Source organism: Litorisediminicola beolgyonensis, from assembly GCF_042679605.1.
GTDB lineage: Bacteria > Pseudomonadota > Alphaproteobacteria > Rhodobacterales > Rhodobacteraceae > Litorisediminicola > Litorisediminicola beolgyonensis.
On sequence record NZ_JBHTMU010000036.1, the window covers coordinates 23,822 to 40,707 of the forward strand.

At 69.1% G+C, this 16,886-nt stretch carries 19 protein-coding genes; 6 read left to right on the plus strand and 13 right to left on the minus strand.

The genetic code is table 11. The features are described from left to right. Positions 1 to 6: 6 nt before the first annotated feature. The 4 genes from ACFQ4E_RS16405 to hslO form a co-directional block, all read right to left on the minus strand. Positions 7 to 1,881: an ABC transporter ATP-binding protein gene (locus ACFQ4E_RS16405; RefSeq protein ID WP_386805464.1), complete on the minus strand. Its 1,875-nt coding sequence runs from the start codon at positions 1,879 to 1,881 to the stop codon at positions 7 to 9. A gap of 182 nt (positions 1,882 to 2,063) precedes the next feature. Beyond that, a complete protein-coding gene (locus tag ACFQ4E_RS16410) occupies positions 2,064 to 3,218 on the minus strand; it encodes a CCA tRNA nucleotidyltransferase (protein WP_386805466.1) in 1,155 nt (384 codons plus the stop codon). Next, complete coding sequence (locus tag ACFQ4E_RS16415) at positions 3,215 to 3,817, minus strand: CoA pyrophosphatase (RefSeq protein ID WP_386805468.1); 603 nt, start codon at positions 3,815 to 3,817, stop codon at positions 3,215 to 3,217. Before ACFQ4E_RS16415 ends, ACFQ4E_RS16410 begins: the two co-directional genes overlap by 4 nt. Continuing rightward, on the minus strand, positions 3,804 to 4,796 hold the full coding sequence (gene hslO, locus ACFQ4E_RS16420; protein ID WP_386805470.1) for an Hsp33 family molecular chaperone HslO: 993 nt from the start codon (positions 4,794 to 4,796) through the stop codon (positions 3,804 to 3,806). The genes ACFQ4E_RS16415 and hslO overlap by 14 nt, the downstream gene beginning before the upstream one ends. 115 nt (positions 4,797 to 4,911) lie before the next feature. Here hslO and ACFQ4E_RS16425 point away from each other — a divergent pair, with 115 nt between their 5' ends. Then, entirely contained in the window at positions 4,912 to 5,346 is a 435-nt protein-coding gene (locus tag ACFQ4E_RS16425) for an NUDIX hydrolase (RefSeq protein WP_386805472.1), read from the plus strand. Positions 5,347 to 5,404: 58 nt separating this feature from the next. Here ACFQ4E_RS16425 and ACFQ4E_RS16430 read toward each other — a convergent pair whose 3' ends face one another. Continuing rightward, positions 5,405 to 6,700 (minus strand): PP2C family protein-serine/threonine phosphatase, encoded by a 1,296-nt coding sequence (locus ACFQ4E_RS16430; RefSeq protein ID WP_386805474.1) that lies wholly within the window; start codon positions 6,698 to 6,700, stop codon positions 5,405 to 5,407. Between the two features lie 154 nt (positions 6,701 to 6,854). Between ACFQ4E_RS16430 and ACFQ4E_RS16435 the strand changes: the two genes are divergently transcribed. Further along, on the plus strand, positions 6,855 to 7,190 hold the full coding sequence (locus tag ACFQ4E_RS16435; RefSeq protein ID WP_386805476.1) for an Hpt domain-containing protein: 336 nt from the start codon (positions 6,855 to 6,857) through the stop codon (positions 7,188 to 7,190). 3 nt (positions 7,191 to 7,193) lie between these two features. Here the strand turns inward: ACFQ4E_RS16435 and ilvA are convergent, their stop codons facing one another. Both ilvA and ACFQ4E_RS16445 read right to left on the minus strand, forming a co-directional pair. Further along, positions 7,194 to 8,432, minus strand: coding sequence for a threonine ammonia-lyase IlvA (ilvA, locus tag ACFQ4E_RS16440; protein ID WP_386805478.1), 1,239 nt, complete (start codon positions 8,430 to 8,432; stop codon positions 7,194 to 7,196). Between the two features lie 38 nt (positions 8,433 to 8,470). After that, positions 8,471 to 9,220, minus strand: coding sequence for a hypothetical protein (locus ACFQ4E_RS16445; RefSeq protein ID WP_386805480.1), 750 nt, complete (start codon positions 9,218 to 9,220; stop codon positions 8,471 to 8,473). A 129-nt stretch (positions 9,221 to 9,349) separates the two neighbouring features. Here ACFQ4E_RS16445 and ACFQ4E_RS16450 point away from each other — a divergent pair, with 129 nt between their 5' ends. The 3 genes from ACFQ4E_RS16450 to ACFQ4E_RS16460 all read left to right on the plus strand — a co-directional run bounded on the left by ACFQ4E_RS16450 (position 9,350) and on the right by ACFQ4E_RS16460 (position 11,503). Further along, entirely contained in the window at positions 9,350 to 10,576 is a 1,227-nt protein-coding gene (locus ACFQ4E_RS16450) for an argininosuccinate synthase (RefSeq protein ID WP_386805482.1), read from the plus strand. A gap of 201 nt (positions 10,577 to 10,777) precedes the next feature. Further along, entirely contained in the window at positions 10,778 to 11,062 is a 285-nt protein-coding gene (locus ACFQ4E_RS16455; protein WP_386805484.1) for an SCP2 sterol-binding domain-containing protein, read from the plus strand. 24 nt (positions 11,063 to 11,086) lie between these two features. Next, positions 11,087 to 11,503 (plus strand): DUF1810 domain-containing protein, encoded by a 417-nt coding sequence (locus ACFQ4E_RS16460; protein ID WP_386805486.1) that lies wholly within the window; start codon positions 11,087 to 11,089, stop codon positions 11,501 to 11,503. Positions 11,504 to 11,600: 97 nt separating this feature from the next. On the opposite strand, the gene ACFQ4E_RS16465 is transcribed toward ACFQ4E_RS16460, so the two are convergent. The 6 genes from ACFQ4E_RS16465 to ACFQ4E_RS16490 form a co-directional block, all read right to left on the minus strand. Then, positions 11,601 to 12,014 carry a DUF7282 domain-containing protein gene (locus ACFQ4E_RS16465; protein ID WP_386805488.1) on the minus strand — a complete coding sequence of 138 codons (414 nt, stop codon included), beginning with the start codon at positions 12,012 to 12,014 and terminating at the stop codon, positions 11,601 to 11,603. A gap of 100 nt (positions 12,015 to 12,114) precedes the next feature. Beyond that, on the minus strand, positions 12,115 to 12,849 hold the full coding sequence (locus ACFQ4E_RS16470; protein WP_386805490.1) for a sulfotransferase-like domain-containing protein: 735 nt from the start codon (positions 12,847 to 12,849) through the stop codon (positions 12,115 to 12,117). Further along, positions 12,846 to 13,769 (minus strand): D-amino acid aminotransferase, encoded by a 924-nt coding sequence (locus tag ACFQ4E_RS16475; RefSeq protein WP_386805491.1) that lies wholly within the window; start codon positions 13,767 to 13,769, stop codon positions 12,846 to 12,848. Before ACFQ4E_RS16475 ends, ACFQ4E_RS16470 begins: the two co-directional genes overlap by 4 nt. 51 nt (positions 13,770 to 13,820) lie before the next feature. Then, on the minus strand, positions 13,821 to 14,423 hold the full coding sequence (locus ACFQ4E_RS16480; RefSeq protein WP_386805492.1) for a MotE family protein: 603 nt from the start codon (positions 14,421 to 14,423) through the stop codon (positions 13,821 to 13,823). Then, positions 14,420 to 14,875, minus strand: a complete 456-nt coding sequence (locus ACFQ4E_RS16485) for a hypothetical protein (protein WP_386805494.1) — start codon at positions 14,873 to 14,875, stop codon at positions 14,420 to 14,422. Before ACFQ4E_RS16485 ends, ACFQ4E_RS16480 begins: the two co-directional genes overlap by 4 nt. A gap of 10 nt (positions 14,876 to 14,885) precedes the next feature. Next, positions 14,886 to 15,392, minus strand: a complete 507-nt coding sequence (locus tag ACFQ4E_RS16490; protein ID WP_386805496.1) for a flagellar basal body-associated FliL family protein — start codon at positions 15,390 to 15,392, stop codon at positions 14,886 to 14,888. A gap of 116 nt (positions 15,393 to 15,508) precedes the next feature. Between ACFQ4E_RS16490 and fliF the strand changes: the two genes are divergently transcribed. Next, the coding region (gene fliF, locus ACFQ4E_RS16495; RefSeq protein WP_386805498.1) for a flagellar basal-body MS-ring/collar protein FliF at positions 15,509 to 16,886 on the plus strand (1,378 nt) is incomplete at its 3' end.

Sequence of the window (16,886 nt, forward strand, 5' to 3'; positions counted from 1 at the left end):
TCGGTGTCACGCGGTCTCCTGCGATATGTCGCTCCGGCCGGTCGCGTCGTCCCGATCCGCGTCGAGAAACCCGCCGGACTGGCGCGACCAGAACCCTGCATATAGGCCCTTCTCCGCCAAAAGCTTCTCATGCGGGCCGTCTTCGGCCACATGACCGTCCTCGATCACGACAATGCGATCCATCCGGGCGATGGTGCTCAGTCTGTGTGCGATGGCGATCACCGTCTTGCCCTCCATCATCCGGTAGAGCGTGTCCTGGATCGCCGCCTCGACCTCGCTGTCGAGCGCGCTCGTGGCCTCGTCGAGCACGAGGATCGGAGCGTCCTTCAGGATCACCCGCGCCAGCGCGATCCGCTGCCGCTGCCCGCCCGAGAGCTTGACGCCCCGCTCGCCGACCTGCGCGTCATAGCCGCGCCGCCCGCCCGCATCGACAAGCCCCGATATGAAATCATGCGCCTGCGCCTGTTTCGCGGCGGCGATCATCTCGGCCTCGCTCGCCCCGGGCCGCCCATAAAGGATGTTCTCGCGGATCGACCGGTGCAGAAGGCTCGAGTCCTGCTGTACAACGCCGATCTGGCGCCTGAGGCTCGCCTGCGTCACGCCCGCGATGTCCTGCCCGTCGATCACGATGCGACCCGCCTCGGCGTCGTAGAAGCGCAGCATCAGCTTCACGAGCGTCGACTTGCCCGCGCCGGAGCGCCCGACCAGCCCGACCTTCTCGCCCGGCGCGATCTCGAGGCTGATCCGGTCGAGCCCGCCCGCGCCGCGCCCGTAATGGTGGCTGAGCGCCTCGATGCGGATGCGCCCCTCGGTCAGCGTGAGCGGCGCGGCACCCGGCGCATCGGTCAGCGCGATCGGATCGGCGATGCTCTCGAGCCCCTCCGAGATGATCCCGAGCTGCTGGAAAAAGGTGGTCAGCGCCCACATGATCCAGCCGGTCATCGCGTTGAGCCTGAGGCAGAGCGCCACCGCCGCGGCCACCGCGCCGACCGTGGCGGTCCCGAGACCCCAGAACCACAGCGCCATGCCGGTGACGCTGACGATCAGGAGCCCGTTCAGCCCGGTCAGCATCACGTCCATCAGCGTGTAAAGCCGCATCTCGGCGGCAAAGCTCTCGCGTGTGCGCTCGATCGCCTCGGTGCCATAGGCCTCTTCACGGTCGTGATGGGCGAACATCTTGACCGCGTGAATGTTGGTGTAGCTGTCGACGATCCGCCCGGTCAGCGCGCTTCGCGCGTCCGAGGCGCGTTTCGAGGCCGGTCCGATCCGGCGGATCGTCCAGCTCATTAGCCCCAGATACAGCCCGAACCACGCCAGAAGCGGCAGCGCGAGGAAGGGCTCGGATTGCCCGAGCAGCACCGCGGCCCCGGCGACATAGGCCAGCGCAAAGGCCAGCGCGTCGAAGATCTGGAACACCGCCTCGCCCGCTGCCGACGGTGTCTGCATCACCCGATTGGCGATCCGGCCCGCGAAATCGTCCTCGAACCAGCCGACCGACTGGCGCAGCACGTGCCGGTGCGACCGCCAGCGGACATGGCTGACGAACCCCGGCAGGATGGCGTTGTTCAGGACCAGCACGTCAAGCGCCTGCAGGAGCGGCCGGACAACCAGAAGTGCCGCGCCAAGGAGGAGGAGCGTCGTGCCATGGTCGCGCCAGACCGCCTCGGGTCCGGCGGCAAGGATATCGACCACCCAGCCCATCGCCCAGATCAGCGCGATCTCGACCCCGGCCACGAGGACCGACAGGATGCCCGCGATCCAGAGAAGCCGCTTGTAGGGGCGGCTGTGCTCGATCAGCCAGGGCCAGAGCCCGCTGGGCGGACGGTCGGACGCGGCATGGGGGGTATAGGGATCGACGGCGGTCTCAAAGAAGCGGAACATGGGCCGGGCTTTCGGGAAAATGAACTGGGACAGAAGGAAGAGGCGGGGCGCGTTCGGGCCCCTCAATGCACGAGGCGACCGTCAGCTTGGGCGGCGTGGGGTCCGTGCATTATCCATTCTGTCACCTCCGGTGTTCCGGGGACGCTCATACCCCGAAACGCGCGCGATGTCACCCTCGTGTGTCAGCGCCGGGCCATCGCCAGAAGCCCGGCCCGGTCGAGGGTGAACCCCGAGGCGATCCAGGCGGCCTCGAGACGCCGCAATTCCGCGCCGAGCGCCGCGCCCTCGAGCGCGGGCATGAGGTCCTTGGCGGCCAGCGGAAACCGCGCCCCGGCGCCCTGGTCCGCCGCTCTGAGCGCCCCGGGATCGAGCGGCGTCTCGAAGACCGCCGCCCGCAACAGCGCCACGTCCCGCGCCGTGGCCGCACCGTGGCGATAGCCGATCTCGGCGATACCCTCGGCGCTGCCGATCCCGCCCCGCAGCTCTTCGAGCTGCCGCGCCTCGGCGCGCGACAGCCTCAGGTCGTCGCCTGACACGGGGCCGAGCGCCGCAAGCCGCCGGATCGGATCGGGCGCGAGCCCCGCCATCTCTTCGAGATGCGCGAGTACCGGGAGCACCCGCGCCTCGGTCCCGGGCAGGAGCCGTGCCAGCACCCCGGTCTGCGCCATCGCCGCAACCGCGGGCGCGGGGTCGGGCGCGGCCAGGAGGCGGCGCATCTCGTGGCCCACCCGTTCGCGCGACAGACGGTCGAGCCCGTCCAGATCCGCGGCAATCGCGGCCAGCGCCTCGGCATCGAGGCCCTCGTCCGGGTCGCCATACCAGGCGGCGAAGCGGAAGAACCGCAGCGCGCGCAGGTAATCCTCGGCCAGCCGCGTCGCCGCGTCGCCCACGAACCGCACCCGCCGCGCCAGAAGATCGGGCAGCCCGCCCAGCGGATCGTGCACCTCTCCCGAGGCATCGGCATAGAGCGCGTTCATGGTGAAATCCCGCCGTGCCGCGTCCTCTTCGAGCGTATCGGAGAACCGCACCACCGCCCGGCGCCCGTCGGTTTCGACATCGGCGCGGTATGTCGTGACCTCCAAGGGCTGGCCGTCGATCACCAGCGTCACCGTGCCGTGCTCGATCCCCGTCGGCACCGCCTTTATCCCGTCGCCCGCGAGGGCCATGACCGCCTCGGGACGCGCCGACGTGGCGATGTCGACATCCGCGACCGGCACGCCCAGAAGCGCGTTCCGCACGCAGCCGCCCACCACGAAGGCCTCGTGACCGGCCCCGGTCAGGCGCCCCAGCGCGCGCTGCACCGGCGCGGCGGACAGCCAGGGCGCGTCGATCCTCATGCCGACATCCGGCCCGCGAGCCCGCGCAGGACCCGCGCCGTCGCGCCCCAGATGTAGTAGGGCCCGTAGGGCACCGTGTAGTAATGCCGCCGCTGCCCGCGCCAGCGCCGGAACTGCACCGCGTAGCGCGCCGGATCGGCGACATGGGCGAGCGGCACCGTAAAGACCTCGGCCACCTCGCCGGGCTCGGGGATCGGGTCGAAGGGCGCCTCGATCAGCCCCACGACCGGCGTCATGGTGAAGCCGGTGACGGTCTCGTGGCTTGGCAGCGTGCCGAGAATGCGGACGCTGTCGCGCGCCAGCCCGATCTCCTCATGCGCCTCGCGCAGCGCCGCATCGGTCACGTCGCGGTCGCCGGGATCGACCTTGCCGCCCGGAAACGCGATCTGGCCCGGGTGATGGGCGAGCCGCGGCGAGCGCTTGGTCAGGATCAGGCGCAGGTGGTCGCCGGTCGCGAGCACCGGCACGAGCACACCCGCAGGCCGCAGCGTGCGGCCCGCGGGCAGGACAACCTCGGGGTTCAGGTCGAAATCCGACGAGGCGGGCGTGTCGCGTGCAAGCGCGGCCTCGAGCCGCGCCAGCCCCTCACGCCTCTCCATGCCCCTCGGCCTCGAAGCCCACGGTGGCGGGATCGAGCTCGTAATGGGCGCCGCAGAACTGGCAATCGGCGGTCACGATGCCCTCGTCGGTGGTCATCTTCTCGATGTCCCGCGCCGAGTAGATCGACAGCGATTGCCGGACCCGGTCCTCCGAGCAGGTGCAGCCGAAGCGCACCGGCAGCGCGTCGAAGACCCGCGGGCCCTCTTCGTGAAAGAGCCGCACCAGAAGGTCGGTCGGCGGCAGCTGCGGGCCGATCAGCTCCATCTCCTCGACCGTGTCGAGGTGGAAATTGACCCGGCGCCAGTTCTCGCCCTCGTCCTCGTCGAGAATGTCATCGGCGGTCAGAAGCCCGCCCACGCCCGAGCCGCCCTCTCCGCTCGCGAAGGGCGAGGCGGGGGGCATGTGCTGCACCATGATCCCGCCGGCGCGCCAGTGTTCCACCCCGCCGCGCTCGGTCGAGCGGCCGAAGCTGAGCTGGAAGCGCGTCGGAAGCTGCTCGGACTGCGCGAAATAGGCCTCGGCCGCGCTTTTGAGCGACTCGCCCGTGAGCGGCGTGATCCCCTGGTAGGGCGTCGTGCCGCGGCCCTGGTCGATCAGGATGGCGAAATAGCCCTCGCCCACCTGCTCGATCGGCGCGCCGTCGGTCAGCTTGTCGCGGTCATAGCTCGCATAGGCGCGGATGCGCGCGGGCGCGTCCTCGGTCTCGGGGGCGTAGAAATCGGTGGCGATCATCCGCACCGGCCCCTTGGACTGGACCTGAAGCGACAGTTTCCAGCGCAGCTTCATGGTTTGCCCGATCAGCGCCGTGAGCAGCGCCATCTCGGCCACCAGCGCCTCGACCTGGGGCGGGTAGTCGTGCTGCTTGAGGATCCCGTCGAGCACCCCGTCGAGCCGCGCGACGCGGCCCCGGATGTCCGAGCGGTCCAGCTGGAAGGGCAGGACGGTGTCGTCCCAGGCGAGTTTGGTGCCGAAGCTCATGGGGTTTCCTTGTTTGCCGCGGATTGGCATAGAGTAGCCTATATAGGGAGGGACGCGCCGCCGCAAAACCCACCCCAAGGCAAGGCCTTTTCTGGCGCGAGGAGACCCCGTTCCCGTGATCCGACGCTACGGAGCCCGACCCGACCCCGGCCGCCGCTACGTGCTGCGCCCCGGCGTCTACGCGATCCTGCCCCGGGACGATGCGCTGCTCCTGACCTGGCAGAGGGTGCCCGAGCGCGAGTTCCAGCTGCCCGGAGGCGGCATCGACCCGGGCGAATCCGCGCTCTCCGCGCTTCATCGCGAGGTCTTCGAGGAAACCGGCTGGCGCATCGCCGCGCCGCGCAGGCTCGGGGCGTTCCGGCGCTTCACCTACATGCCGGAATACGATCTCTGGGCCGAGAAACTCTGTACGGTTTTCGTCGCCCGTCCGGTGCTTCGGCTCGACGCGCCGTCCGAGCCCGACCACCTGGCGCGCTGGATGCCCGTGGCCGAGGCCGCCCGTCGCCTCGGCAATCCCGGCGACCGGGCCTTCGTGCGGCGGTTTCTGTAGGGGCGAAACCGTACAAAGTTGTCAGCTGTCAACTCGGGCCCCGCGGGGTGTCCCGCGCTCATGCCCCGAACTCCAGAAGCGCCGCCGAGATGTCGTCGGCCGGCAGATCCCGCCGCTTCATCGTGGCCAGCGCGCCGTTGAAGAGCGCGCCGAGGAACTCCGACCCGCAGAGCGGCAGCGCTTCGCGGACGAGCGCGGTCAGCCCGTCTTCGCCCAGAAGGCTGCCATCCCGCGTCTCCGTCTCGGTCAGCCCGTCGGAATAGATCAGGAGCCGGTCGCCCGGTGCCAGGGTGAGTTTCAGGCTGTCATGGGTGACGTGGTCGACAAGCCCGATGGGCAGACCGCCCGAGCCCAGGAACTCAAGCGTGCCATCGGCGCGGATCAGGAGCGGCGGCGGATGTCCCGCCTGCACCAGCTCCACCCGGCCTTGTGCGAAGTCGACGGTGGCGTAGCAGAGGGTCAGGTATTCCTCGACGCCGGGATCGGTCGTGAGCCGCCGGTTCAGCCGCGACGCGACCTCGGCCGGGGGCTGGAGGGCGTAGAACGCGCCGCGCGGCGACATGGCGAGGTTCTGTTCAGGGAACGCGTCGTTCAGGTAGCCCGCCACGCGTGCCGCGACCATCGCCGAGGTGATGCCGTGGCCCGAGACGTCGAGCCCGTAGAGCCCGATCCGCCCCAGCCCCGGGCTGACCACGCCCACGAGATCGCCGCCGACATGGCCGCAGGGCTGCAGCATCAGGCTGACCCGGTGCGGCCCGAAGCGGCGTTCGCGGTCCGGGACCAGGCTTTCCTGAATGCGCCGCGCCTGCCGGAGGTCGCGGTCGAGCGTGTCATAGGCCTCCTGCAACCGCTCCAGCGTCTCGGCGAGGTCGCGGCTTTTCGCGGCCAGCTCGCGCTGCATCGCGACCAGACGCGCCCCGGCGGAGATGCGCGCGCGCAGTTCCTCGGCATTGAGCGGCTTGACCAGAAGATCGTCGGCGCCGGCATCGAGCCCCTGCGCGATCTCGGTCTTGTCGCTTTTCGAGGTGATAAGAGTGAAATACCCGTATTCCGGCCCGGTAAAGCGCCGGAAGCGGCGGCAGAACTCCAGCCCGTCCATGCCGGGCATCATCCAGTCGGAAAACACCATGTCCGGCGGCTGTTCGCGGCAGAGCGCGAGCGCCTCGGCTCCGGAGGCGGCGGAGCGGACGTCGAAGCCCCAGCGGCGGATCAGGCGGCTCAGGAGTTCGCGCTGGCTGGGGCTGTCATCGACGACGAGGACATGCCGGATCACCCCTGCGCCGAGGCTTGGGGTCGTGCTGTCTGTGACGTCCGGGCGGACGGCGGCGGTGAGCGTGGGCATTGCGATGAACATGCGTCCTGAGGTGACCCTGCCAGACATACGGCGAAGGTCTTAACGGGCGCTGAACTCTAAAATGCGACGCATCGGATCCCGTCCGGCTAACGCGGTTTTCACCCTTCTCGCGCAAAGGTGGCGTCCGGGGGCCTTTACGGGATGCGAGTTCAGGATGATCGATTGGGTCAGGGTGGCCGAGCTGCGCGACGATGTCGGCGCGGACGGGTTCGACGAGGTGGTCGAGATCTTCCTCGACGAAATGGCAGAGGCGCTTGCGGTTCTCGATGTCGCGGTCGGCGCGCCGGATCGGATGGCGGCGCAGATGCATTTCCTCAAGGGCGGCACGCTGAACCTCGGGTTCCGCGACCTGGCGAGGGCTTGCAGTGAGGGCGAGGTCGCCGCGCGCGACGGGCGCGCGCCCGCGGCGCTGGTCACCGATGTCAGATCGCTGTTCGAGGCGTCCCGCAGCGCGCTTTTCGAAGGACTTTCGCAAGGCCGCGCGGCATGAGGCTCAGATCAGGAACTCGGCCAGGATCTCGTCTTCGGTGATGTCGCGATAGGTCAGGCCCTTGGCGTCGATCTGCGCAAAGAGCGCATCGAAATTCTCGGTGCGCGAGGTCTCGATCCCGATCAGGACCGAGCCGAAATTGCGCGCCGATTTCTTCAGATACTCGAACCGCGCGATGTCGTCCTCGGGGCCGAGCGTGCTCAGGAAATCCTTGAGCGCGCCGGGGCGCTGCGGAAGGCGCAGGATGAAGTATTTCTTCACGCCCGAGAAGCGCTGGGCGCGCTCCTTGACCTCGGGCAGGCGCTCGAAATCGAAATTGCCGCCCGAGGCGATGCAGACCACGGTGCGCCCGCGAATCGCCTGGCCCAGATCCTTGAGCGCGTCGATGGCGAGCGCGCCCGCGGGCTCGAGCACGATGCCCTCGACATTCAGCATCTCGAGCATGGTCGTGCAGATGCGGTCCTCGGGGATGGTCAGCGACGAGGCGAGCCCGACGCCCTTGAGCCTCGCGAAGGTGCGCGCGCCGATCTGCGCCACCGCCGCGCCGTCGGCAAAGGTGTTCACGGTCTCGAGCCGCACCGGCTTGCCCGCGCGGAGCGCGGCCTGCAGGCAGGCGCCGCCCGCGGGCTCCACGAAGCTCCACTGGCAGCGCGTGCCGAAATAGCCCAGGCACCCGGCCGAGAGCCCGCCGCCGCCCACCGGCACGACAAGGTGATCGGGCGCGCGGCCCAGCACCTCTTCGATCTCGGCGGCGACCGAGGCCTGGCCCTCGATCACGTCCTCGTCGTCGAAGGGCGACAGGAAATGCCCGCCCGCCTCGGCGCAATACTCCTGCGCGGCGCGGAGCGTGTCGTCGAAATAGTCGCCGGTCAGGCGGATCTCGATCTGGTCTCCGCCGAAGATCCGGGTCTTCTGGATCTTCTGCTGCGGCGTCGTCACCGGCATGAAGATCACGCCGCGCTTGCCGAACTCGGCGCACATGAAGGCCACGCCCTGCGCGTGGTTCCCGGCGCTGGCGCAGACGAAGAGGTCCTGCTCGGGGCGCTTGCGCATGGCGTTGAAGGCGCCGCGCAGTTTGTAGGAGCGCACCGGCGCGAGATCCTCGCGCTTGAGCCAGATATCGGCGCCGTAGAGATCAGACAGATGGGCATTGCGCAGAAGCGGCGTCGGCGGAAAGACCGCGCGCAGCGCCTCGGCGGCGGCGCGGGCTTTGGCGATGAAATCGGGCTGATCCTCGGTCATCCTTGGTCTTTCGCCGAAACGCCGCGCCGGGGCAAGCGTCAGCCGAGGCGCCGCCCCTCGATATAGACGCCGTAGAGCGTGGTCAGGATCGAGATTCCGACCATGGTGACGACCCAGTTGGCGATCGCGCCGAGGGCGAAGGCGAGCGAGGGCGCGGCGGTCCCGAGCACGGCGGGGATGACCGAGACCGCCACGATCGCGCCCAGGGTGCAGAGCGCGAGGACGAGGAAGGTGCCGGTGCTGCCCGAGGTGCGCTCCCAGACCTCGCTCAGTTTCAACGGGTTGCCCATCGCCACGGCGGGCAGCTTGATCGACAGCCGGAAGCCGAACCAGGCCGCGAAGAAGGTGAAGGCGAAGGGCATGAAGATCGCGAGCGGCGGCATGAGCATGACCAGAACGCTCACCGGGATGGTCATGAGGACCGCACCGAAGAGCACGATCAGGCTGATCGCGATGCCCCAGCCGAAATAGGCGAACATGCGGTCGCCGTGCCAGCGCGGAAGCCAGCCGCTCGGGTATTCCTCGGCCAGGACGAAGCGGTGCCAGGCGACCGCGATCCAGAGGCTGGAGATCACCGCGGCCACGCCCAGAAAGAGCGCGGTGGTCAGGCTGCCGACGGGGATCATCTCGAACGCGTCGCCGTCGCGCGCGCCTTTCGGCATGGCGGTCTCGACCCAGAGCGAGGCGGCCACCTGCACGAGGTAGAGCACCGCCGAGACCCGCAGCGCGTCGTGGAAATTGCGGAACACCATGCGCACCGCGTGGCGGAAAATCTCCCATCCCAGCATCGAGGTCTCCTTCATCGCTGCTCGCGTCTGGCTAGCACGGGCCCGCGGCGCCCCCAAGGCTCGCGCGCTTGCCGTTCGGGCCAAAACCCGCTAAGCGCGCCGCCGAGCAACACCCCGGGGGAGCGTCCCATGTCCGCGCCGAAGAAAGTCGTCCTCGCCTATTCCGGCGGTCTCGACACCTCGATTATCCTGAAATGGCTGCAGACCGAATATGGCTGCGAAGTCGTCACCTTCACCGCCGATCTGGGCCAGGGCGAAGAGCTCGAGCCGGCACGGCAGAAGGCCGAGATGCTCGGGATCAAGCCCGAGAACATCTATATCGAGGACATTCGCGAAGAGTTCGTGCGCGATTTCGTCTTCCCGATGTTCCGCGCCAACGCGGTCTACGAGGGGCTCTACCTCTTGGGTACCTCGATCGCGCGGCCGCTGATCTCGAAGCGTCTCGTCGAGATCGCCGCCGAGACCGGTGCCGATGCGGTGGCCCATGGCGCGACCGGCAAGGGCAACGACCAGGTGCGGTTCGAGCTTGCGGCCTATGCGCTCAACCCCGACATCAAGGTGATCGCGCCCTGGCGGCTCTGGGACCTGACCTCGCGCACCAAGCTCCTGGCCTTTGCCGAGGAGAACCAGATCCCCATCGCCAAGGACAAGCGCGGCGAGGCGCCGTTCTCGGTCGACGCGAACCTCCTGCACACCTCCTCCGAGGGCAAGGTGCTGGAGAACCCCGCCGATGACGCGCCTGACTATGTCTACCAGCGCACGGTCCATCCCGAGGATGCGCCCGACACGCCCGAGTTCATCGAAGTCGGTTTCGAGCGCGGCGACGCGGTGTCGATCAACGGCGAGGCGCTTTCTCCCGCGGCGCTTCTGACCAAGCTCAACGAATACGGCCGGACCCACGGGATCGGGCGGCTCGACCTGGTCGAGGGGCGCTTCGTGGGCATGAAATCCCGCGGCATCTACGAGACGCCGGGCGGCACGATCCTGCTGGAGGCGCATCGCGGCATCGAGCAGATCACGCTCGACCGGGGCGCGGCGCATCTGAAGGACGAGCTGATGCCGCGCTACGCGGAGCTGATTTACAACGGCTTCTGGTTCAGCCCCGAGCGGCGGATGCTGCAGGCGGCCATCGATGAGAGCCAGACCCATGTCACCGGCACGGTGCGGCTGAAGCTCTACAAGGGCCTCGCGCGAACGGTGGGCCGCTGGTCCGAGCATTCGCTCTACTCCGAGGCGCATGTCACCTTCGAGGACGATGCCGGCGCCTATGACCAGAAGGACGCGGCGGGCTTCATCCAGCTCAACGCCCTGCGCCTGAAGCTGCTCGCCGCGCGCGACCGGCGGCTGAAGGGCTGATCTTCGGTTTCGGCCGGTCGCGTGGCGGCTGGCCGATCCCTCAGGGGTGCTTGGGTGAAGCGCCTGTCGTCCTGCCCGTCGTGATCGGGTCCCGGCTGTTCCTGCGACGGATGAAAACGGGCGACCATCCGACCTGACGTCACGATTGCCAGCCGCGCGCTTGGCGGGTCTTGTCGCCCGGACGAAGACTGGGAGACCGCCATGACGCTTACCGAGATCGCCGAGAAGATGCAGCGCGGGCTGGACCGCGCGCCGCTGTCGGACAGCCTGAAATTCGACTGCGGCGAGGCCGGGGCGATCACGCTCGACGGCGGCACCGCCTATCTGGCCGATCAGCCTGCCGATTGCACCATCCGCATCAGCGAGGACAATCTGGGCAAGCTGATCCGCGGGCAGCTCAACCCGATGACCGCCTTTGCGATGGGCAAACTCAAGGTCTCGGGCGATATGTCGGTGGCGATGAAGCTGGCGCAGCTTCTCAAGTGAGCGCGGCGCGCTAGTCTTGTCTCTATGGTCAGCCTCGACGATTTTCTGACGGCACAGAACGCCTGCTGGGGCAGCGTGACCGACGAGTTGCGGGCGGGGCGCAAGGAGACGCACTGGATCTGGTGGGTCTTTCCGCAGCTCGCATCGCTGGGCCGTTCGCCGCGTGCACGCGAATACGGGCTCTCGGGGCTGGAGGAGGCGCGGCGCTATCTGGCCCATGACACGCTCCGCGCTCGCCTCACCGAGGCGGCGGAGCTGATGCTGTCCCATGAGGGGACGCCGCCTGACGAGGTTCTCGGGTCGGTCGACGCGCTCAAGCTGCGCTCGTCCATGACCTTGTTCGAGGCGGTGCCGGGTGCGCCCGGGGTGTCCTCGGAGGTGCTCGAGCGGCTTTACGGCGGGGCGCGCTGCCCGCTGGCGCAGACAGCGCTCCAGACGTGATATTGCCGCCCGGCGCGGCGGCGCACCGGGCGGCTCTCGCGGGGCCGCTTGGTTAATCTTGCATCCACGGACCCCGCGAGTGTTCGCGAGGCGCGCGTTACTGCGCGGTGATCACGGTCATAACGAGCTGGTCGTCGACGCGGATCGGGCCGTCTTCCTTGGCGCCGAGCGTGTATTCGAAGACGCCGGTTTCCTTGCCGCCCGCTTCAGAGTGAACCATGAGCATCAGCATCTCGCCCGCGGCGACCGGCTCCTGCAGGATGGCGGCGACATCGGCGGTCTCGCCTGCGCGGATGGGCGCGTAGCCGACCACGGGGCCGGGCTTCATCTCGGCATCGGTGCGGTGCACGACCAGCCAGCCGTTCTCGGTCGCGGTGATGGTCTCGGCGCTGACGACGCCGTTCTCGACGCTCTGGTCGGCGGCGGTGATGGCGGGGGTCATGCCGTGGGCGGCGGCGTGTGCCATGCCAGCGGACAGGATCAGGGCGGTGGTGGTGAACAGGGTCTTCATATCGGTCTCTCCTAAGTCGGGTCGTTGATCCGACGGGTCTCCGCCGGTGTGACATGCAGAGCCACGAGAGGCGGTCGGAGAGAGTTTCAGAAAACCGTGATCACGAGAGCGTGAGCTTTTCGGCGGCGAGCGCGTCATAGGCCGGAAGCGCCGCCGCGACCATTGGGGCGAGGGCGCCGGTGACCTGGGGCAGATCGCCCTCGGGACCGGCGAACCCGGTCGAGCGGTGCACGGCACCGTACCAGACCCGGGCCCAGACGCCGTCGGCCGGGTGGCCGCCCTCGGGCCAGGACAGCATGGCGGGATCGAAGGTCAGGTCGATGGCGTCGCAGAGGACGCGGATCATCGCCTCGGGGTCGCGGCGGATATCGGCGCTGTCGATCACCACCGCCCGTTCGCCCGCGGCGCGCAACTCGTCGAAGAGAGCCTGCTGCTGGAGAAAGCCGATATCGTCGAGCGTGGGGTTTTCGTATTTCGCGGCGAAGCTGGCGAGCACCCGGGCCGGGTGGCGGATCAGGAAGACGTTGGTGCAGCCCGCGATCCAGTCGCGCGGGATGCCGGGGATCATGTGCTGGGCCATGTGCTTGTGATAGGCGACCGGCTTGCCGCCGGGGACCGGGCCGGTCAGCGCGTCGATCACGGCGCGCGGGTCCTGCGGCTGGGAGGCGAGGATCTCGTCGCGCATCGGGTGGTCCTTGCCGGTCCGCGCGAGATAGGCGGCGTAGAAGGGCTCGTCGACGGCGTGGCAGTCGCCGCGCGCGGCGAAGGCATACATCATCGCGGTCGAGAGGTTCCTCGGCCCCGACCACATCGCGATGCGGCGGGGCGCGGTCATCTTGCGGCCTCGCGGGCGACGAGGTCGCGGTAGAGGGCGCGCAGCCGTTCGGTCACCGGCCCGATCTCGCCGATGCCGATCCGCCGCCCGTCGATCTCGCCCACGGGGGTCTGGGCGCCGAAGGTGCCGGTAAGGAAGGCCTCGTCGGCGGAGTAGGTCTCGGTCAGCGAGAAGTTCTTCTCGTGGATCGGGATGTCGTTCGCGCGGCAGAGGTCGATCACCTTGGCGCGGGTGATGCCGTTCATGCAGTAATCGCCGGTCGAGGTCCAAACCGCGCCCTTGCGGACGATGAAGAAATTGCAGGCGTTGGTGGTGTTCACGAAGCCATGCGGATCGAGCATCAACGCCTCGTCGGCCCCGGCCTTCTCGGCGGCGATGCAGGCGAGGATGCAGTTGAGCTTGCTGTGGGAATTGAGCTTGGGGTCCTGCGACATCGGCAGGCCGCGGACCTGCGCCACGGTGGCGAGCCGGATCGGGCGCGGCAGGCTGGGGCGGGAATGCTCCATGATGATTGCGATGGTCGGGCCCTGTCGCGAGAGGCCCGGGTGCTGGAAGGGCCGGGTCTTGACGCCACGGGTGACCATCAGCCTTGCATGGGCGTCGGTGGTCATGCCGTTGGCAGCGCGGGTCTCTTCGAGCGCTGATTTCAGGCCGTCGCGGTCGAGGCCGATCTCGAGGTCGATGGCTTTGGCGGCTTCGAAGAGCCGGTCGAGATGGTCGTCGAGAAAGGCCCAGTGGCCCTCGTAAAGCCGCAGACCCTCCCACACCCCGTCGCCGAGCATGAAGCCGGAATCGTAGACCGAGACCAGCGCCTCGGCCCGGGGTTTCAGGGCGCCGTCGAGCCAGATCAGGATGTGGTCGTTGCGAGCATCCTCGGCCGCCTGGTGGGTGGTCACGCTGTCCTTGGACGGGTCCTGCATCGCGGCGCTCCTTTGGCGCCACGCTAGGGCCGGAGCGGGGTGGTCACAAGCCTACTCGGTCGGCACGTCGGCGTTCCGCCCGGCGAGCATGACCGAGATCGTGTAGGCGTTGCGCGGCGGCAGCCCGGCAAGGATCGCCGCGGCCTGTTCGGGCTTCATCCGGGCGAGGAAGCCTGCGGCAAACTCGGGGTCCATCTCGGCGAAGAGGGCTGCGGCCTCGCGGGGCTTCATGTTGGCGTAGACATCGGTCAGTTGCGCGACATCGCGGGCGGAGGCCCCGTAAGCGGCGTCGAGGGTCTGGCGCAGCTTCGCCTCGGCCTCGGCCAGAACGTCGAGGCGTTTCTCGATCTCGGTCTCGGCGAGCTTGAGTGCCTGGGCGCGGATGTCGAGCGCGGCCTCGCGCTCGGCGATGCGGGCGTCGCGGCGGGCGAGCGCTTCGAGGAGCTTGTTGCCTTCACTGAGGGGTGTCGGGCCTTCGGCGACAGCGCCATCCTGGCCGCTTTCGTCGGCGGCCTGCGCGGCTTGTGCGACGACATCGCCCGCCCCCATGGCGAGCCGCAGGAGCGCGGAGCCCAGAAGGAAGCCGCCGACCACGCTGAGCGTGCTGCGGCCGCGCCGGGTGCGCCTGCGCGCGATGCGCGCGACCGCATTCATGCCGCGCCACTGCTGCGGCGGGCGAAGACGGGCTCGGGGCTGTCGTCTTCGTCGGGGTCGTCGGGCGCGTCGCTGCCACCGGAGGCGATCACGCGCGGGACGGGCTGTCCGCGCGCGTCTTCATGCACGGCATCGGTGGTCCGGCGGAGGCTCTGCGAATCGGGGTCGTGGGGGATGTCGTGCAGCGAGGCGACCATCAGCTCCAGCCGCTTGGCCACGCTTTCGGCCCGCGCGGTCAGCTCGGCCAGCGACTCGGTCGATGCGCCGGCCGAGCGCTGGGCCGCCGAGAGCGTGCGGGTCATGTCGTCGACCTGCGCCGAGAGCACGGCGACAGCGCCGCCCATGCCGGATTCGAGATCGTTGAACCGGGTCAGCCGGCGCGAGAGCACGAAGCAGTAGAACCCCGCGCCCAGAGCCCCGGCGACCAGCAGCGCATCCGCAATCAGTTCCATCGGTCCCCCTTCAATCCAGGACAAATTCGAGCACGAGGAGATCGCGCAGGCGCTCGGGCCCGATCACCAGTTCGATCCGCCGCACCAGTTGCGAGCGCACCAGCATCAAGGCCCCGCGGCTTTCAAAATCCTTGGGGTCGAGCGCGCGGAGATAGCCGTTCATCGCGTCGAGAATCCGCGGCTGGACCTCGCGCACCTCGGCTTCGGCGTCGCGCGGCACCTCGAGCGTCGCGGTGAAGCGCAGATGCGAGGCCGAGGAGCTGGGATTGAGCGACACCACGAGCGGCGGCAGGTCGACGAAGGCGATGTCGCCCAGGGGCGAGACGTCGTGGCGCGAGGGCAGGAGGCTTTTCTCCGCCTCGGTGTGGGACGCGCCCGCGTCGCCGTGACCCACGGGCAGGAGCCCCGCGATCACCGCGTAATAGCCCCCCCCAGCCCCCAGAAGCGCGAGGATCAGACCGAGGATCAGCGGCAGTTTTGACCCCTTGGGAGGGCTGTCGGCGGTCATGTCGGTCATTCCGGGCGCTCCTGTCGCGGCTCGGGACCAAATTATCCGCAAGGAGCTAACCGATTGTTAAGACGCGGCGATGAAAGATGGGCTGTCCGAAGAAATCGGTCGGAATCTCTTGGGGAATGCCCGTGCAGCAGATGCTTGCAGTCTGGACCGCGCTCAGCATGCGCCGCCGCGTCATCGTGATCGCCGCCACGCTTGCGGTCTTTGTCGCGGTTCTGGGCCTGGCGCGGCTGGCTTCGGCGCCGCGGATGGTGCTGCTTTACGCGGGGCTCGAGCCCGCCAATGCGGGCGAGGTCGTGACTGCGCTCGATGCGCGCGACATTCCCTATGACATCCGGGGCGGCGCGATCTTCGTGCCCGCGACCGAGCGGGACGGGCTGCGGCTGAGCCTCGCGGGCGAGGGGCTGCCCGCCAATGGCGCGCATGGTTACGAGCTTCTGGACGGGCTGACGGGGTTCGGGACGACCTCGCAGATGTTCGACGCCGCCTATTGGCGCGCCAAGGAGGGCGAGCTGGCGCGCACCCTCGTCGCCAGCCCGCATATCGCGCAGGCGCGGGTGCATATCGCCAATTCGAGCGCCAACCCGTTCCAGCGCTCGGTCACGCCCACGGCCTCGGTCTCGGTCACGGCGCAGGGCAGCCCGGTGACGCAGGAGCAGGCGCGGGCGATCCGGTTCCTCGTCGCCTCGGCGGTGCCGGGGCTGGCGCCCTCGGACGTGTCGGTGATCGACAGCCAGTCGGGCCTCGTCGGCCCCGAGGAGGAGGGCGAGGGATCGACCGCGGACCGGGTCGCGGAGCTGCGCGACCGCGTGCAGCGGCTGGTCGAGGCGCGGGTCGGCATGGGCAACGCGGTGGTGGAGCTGAGCCTCGACACGGTGACCGAGACCGAGCAGATCGTCGAGCGCCGCTTCGATCCCGAGGGGCGCGTGGTGATCAGCTCGGATTCCGAGGAGCGCAGCGAGCAGAGCCAGGACCAGGGCGGCGGCGATGTCACGGTGGCCTCGAACCTCCCCGATGGCGATGCGGCGGGGGGCGACAGTTCCTCGAGCCAGGAGACCGAGACGCGCGAGCGGCTGAATTTCGAGGTGTCCGAGACCATGCGCGAGGTCACGAGGGCGCCCGGGGCGATCCGGCGGATCACGGTGGCGGTGCTCGTCAACGGCAGCTACGCGCCGGATGCGAGCGGCACGCCGCAATTTGTACCGATGGCCGAGACCGAGCAGGAGGCGCTGCGCGATCTCGTGGGCTCGGCGGTCGGGTTCGACGCCGAGCGGGGCGACGTGATCACTATCCGCTCGCTGCCCTTCGACCGGCCCGACGGGCTCGGCACTCCGGCGCTGACGCCGTCCTGGCTGTCGCAGCTGGCGCTCGATCCGATGACGCTTCTGCAGATGGCGATCCTGGGCGCGGTGGCGCTGGGGCTCGGACTTTTCGTGGTGCGCCCGGTTCTCGCGGGCGGGCGCGAGACCGCCGCGCTGCCGCCGCCGCGGCCCGTCG

Coding starts and splice junctions, on each gene's coding strand:
- ACFQ4E_RS16415 (WP_386805468.1), bottom strand. CDS start 3,817: ATGGAGAGGCGTGAGGGGCTGGCGCGGCTCGAGGCCGCGCTTGCACGC.
- ACFQ4E_RS16490 (WP_386805496.1), bottom strand. CDS start 15,392: ATGACCGACATGACCGCCGACAGCCCTCCCAAGGGGTCAAAACTGCCG.
- ACFQ4E_RS16430 (WP_386805474.1), bottom strand. CDS start 6,700: ATGTTCATCGCAATGCCCACGCTCACCGCCGCCGTCCGCCCGGACGTC.
- ACFQ4E_RS16475 (WP_386805491.1), bottom strand. CDS start 13,769: ATGCAGGACCCGTCCAAGGACAGCGTGACCACCCACCAGGCGGCCGAG.
- ACFQ4E_RS16450 (WP_386805482.1), top strand. CDS start 9,350: ATGTCCGCGCCGAAGAAAGTCGTCCTCGCCTATTCCGGCGGTCTCGAC.
- ACFQ4E_RS16470 (WP_386805490.1), bottom strand. CDS start 12,849: ATGACCGCGCCCCGCCGCATCGCGATGTGGTCGGGGCCGAGGAACCTC.
- ACFQ4E_RS16405 (WP_386805464.1), bottom strand. CDS start 1,881: ATGTTCCGCTTCTTTGAGACCGCCGTCGATCCCTATACCCCCCATGCC.
- ACFQ4E_RS16485 (WP_386805494.1), bottom strand. CDS start 14,875: ATGGAACTGATTGCGGATGCGCTGCTGGTCGCCGGGGCTCTGGGCGCG.
- ACFQ4E_RS16435 (WP_386805476.1), top strand. CDS start 6,855: ATGATCGATTGGGTCAGGGTGGCCGAGCTGCGCGACGATGTCGGCGCG.
- hslO (WP_386805470.1), bottom strand. CDS start 4,796: ATGAGCTTCGGCACCAAACTCGCCTGGGACGACACCGTCCTGCCCTTC.
- ilvA (WP_386805478.1), bottom strand. CDS start 8,432: ATGACCGAGGATCAGCCCGATTTCATCGCCAAAGCCCGCGCCGCCGCC.
- ACFQ4E_RS16410 (WP_386805466.1), bottom strand. CDS start 3,218: ATGAGGATCGACGCGCCCTGGCTGTCCGCCGCGCCGGTGCAGCGCGCG.
- ACFQ4E_RS16465 (WP_386805488.1), bottom strand. CDS start 12,014: ATGAAGACCCTGTTCACCACCACCGCCCTGATCCTGTCCGCTGGCATG.
- ACFQ4E_RS16455 (WP_386805484.1), top strand. CDS start 10,778: ATGACGCTTACCGAGATCGCCGAGAAGATGCAGCGCGGGCTGGACCGC.
- ACFQ4E_RS16480 (WP_386805492.1), bottom strand. CDS start 14,423: ATGAATGCGGTCGCGCGCATCGCGCGCAGGCGCACCCGGCGCGGCCGC.
- ACFQ4E_RS16460 (WP_386805486.1), top strand. CDS start 11,087: ATGGTCAGCCTCGACGATTTTCTGACGGCACAGAACGCCTGCTGGGGC.
- ACFQ4E_RS16445 (WP_386805480.1), bottom strand. CDS start 9,220: ATGCTGGGATGGGAGATTTTCCGCCACGCGGTGCGCATGGTGTTCCGC.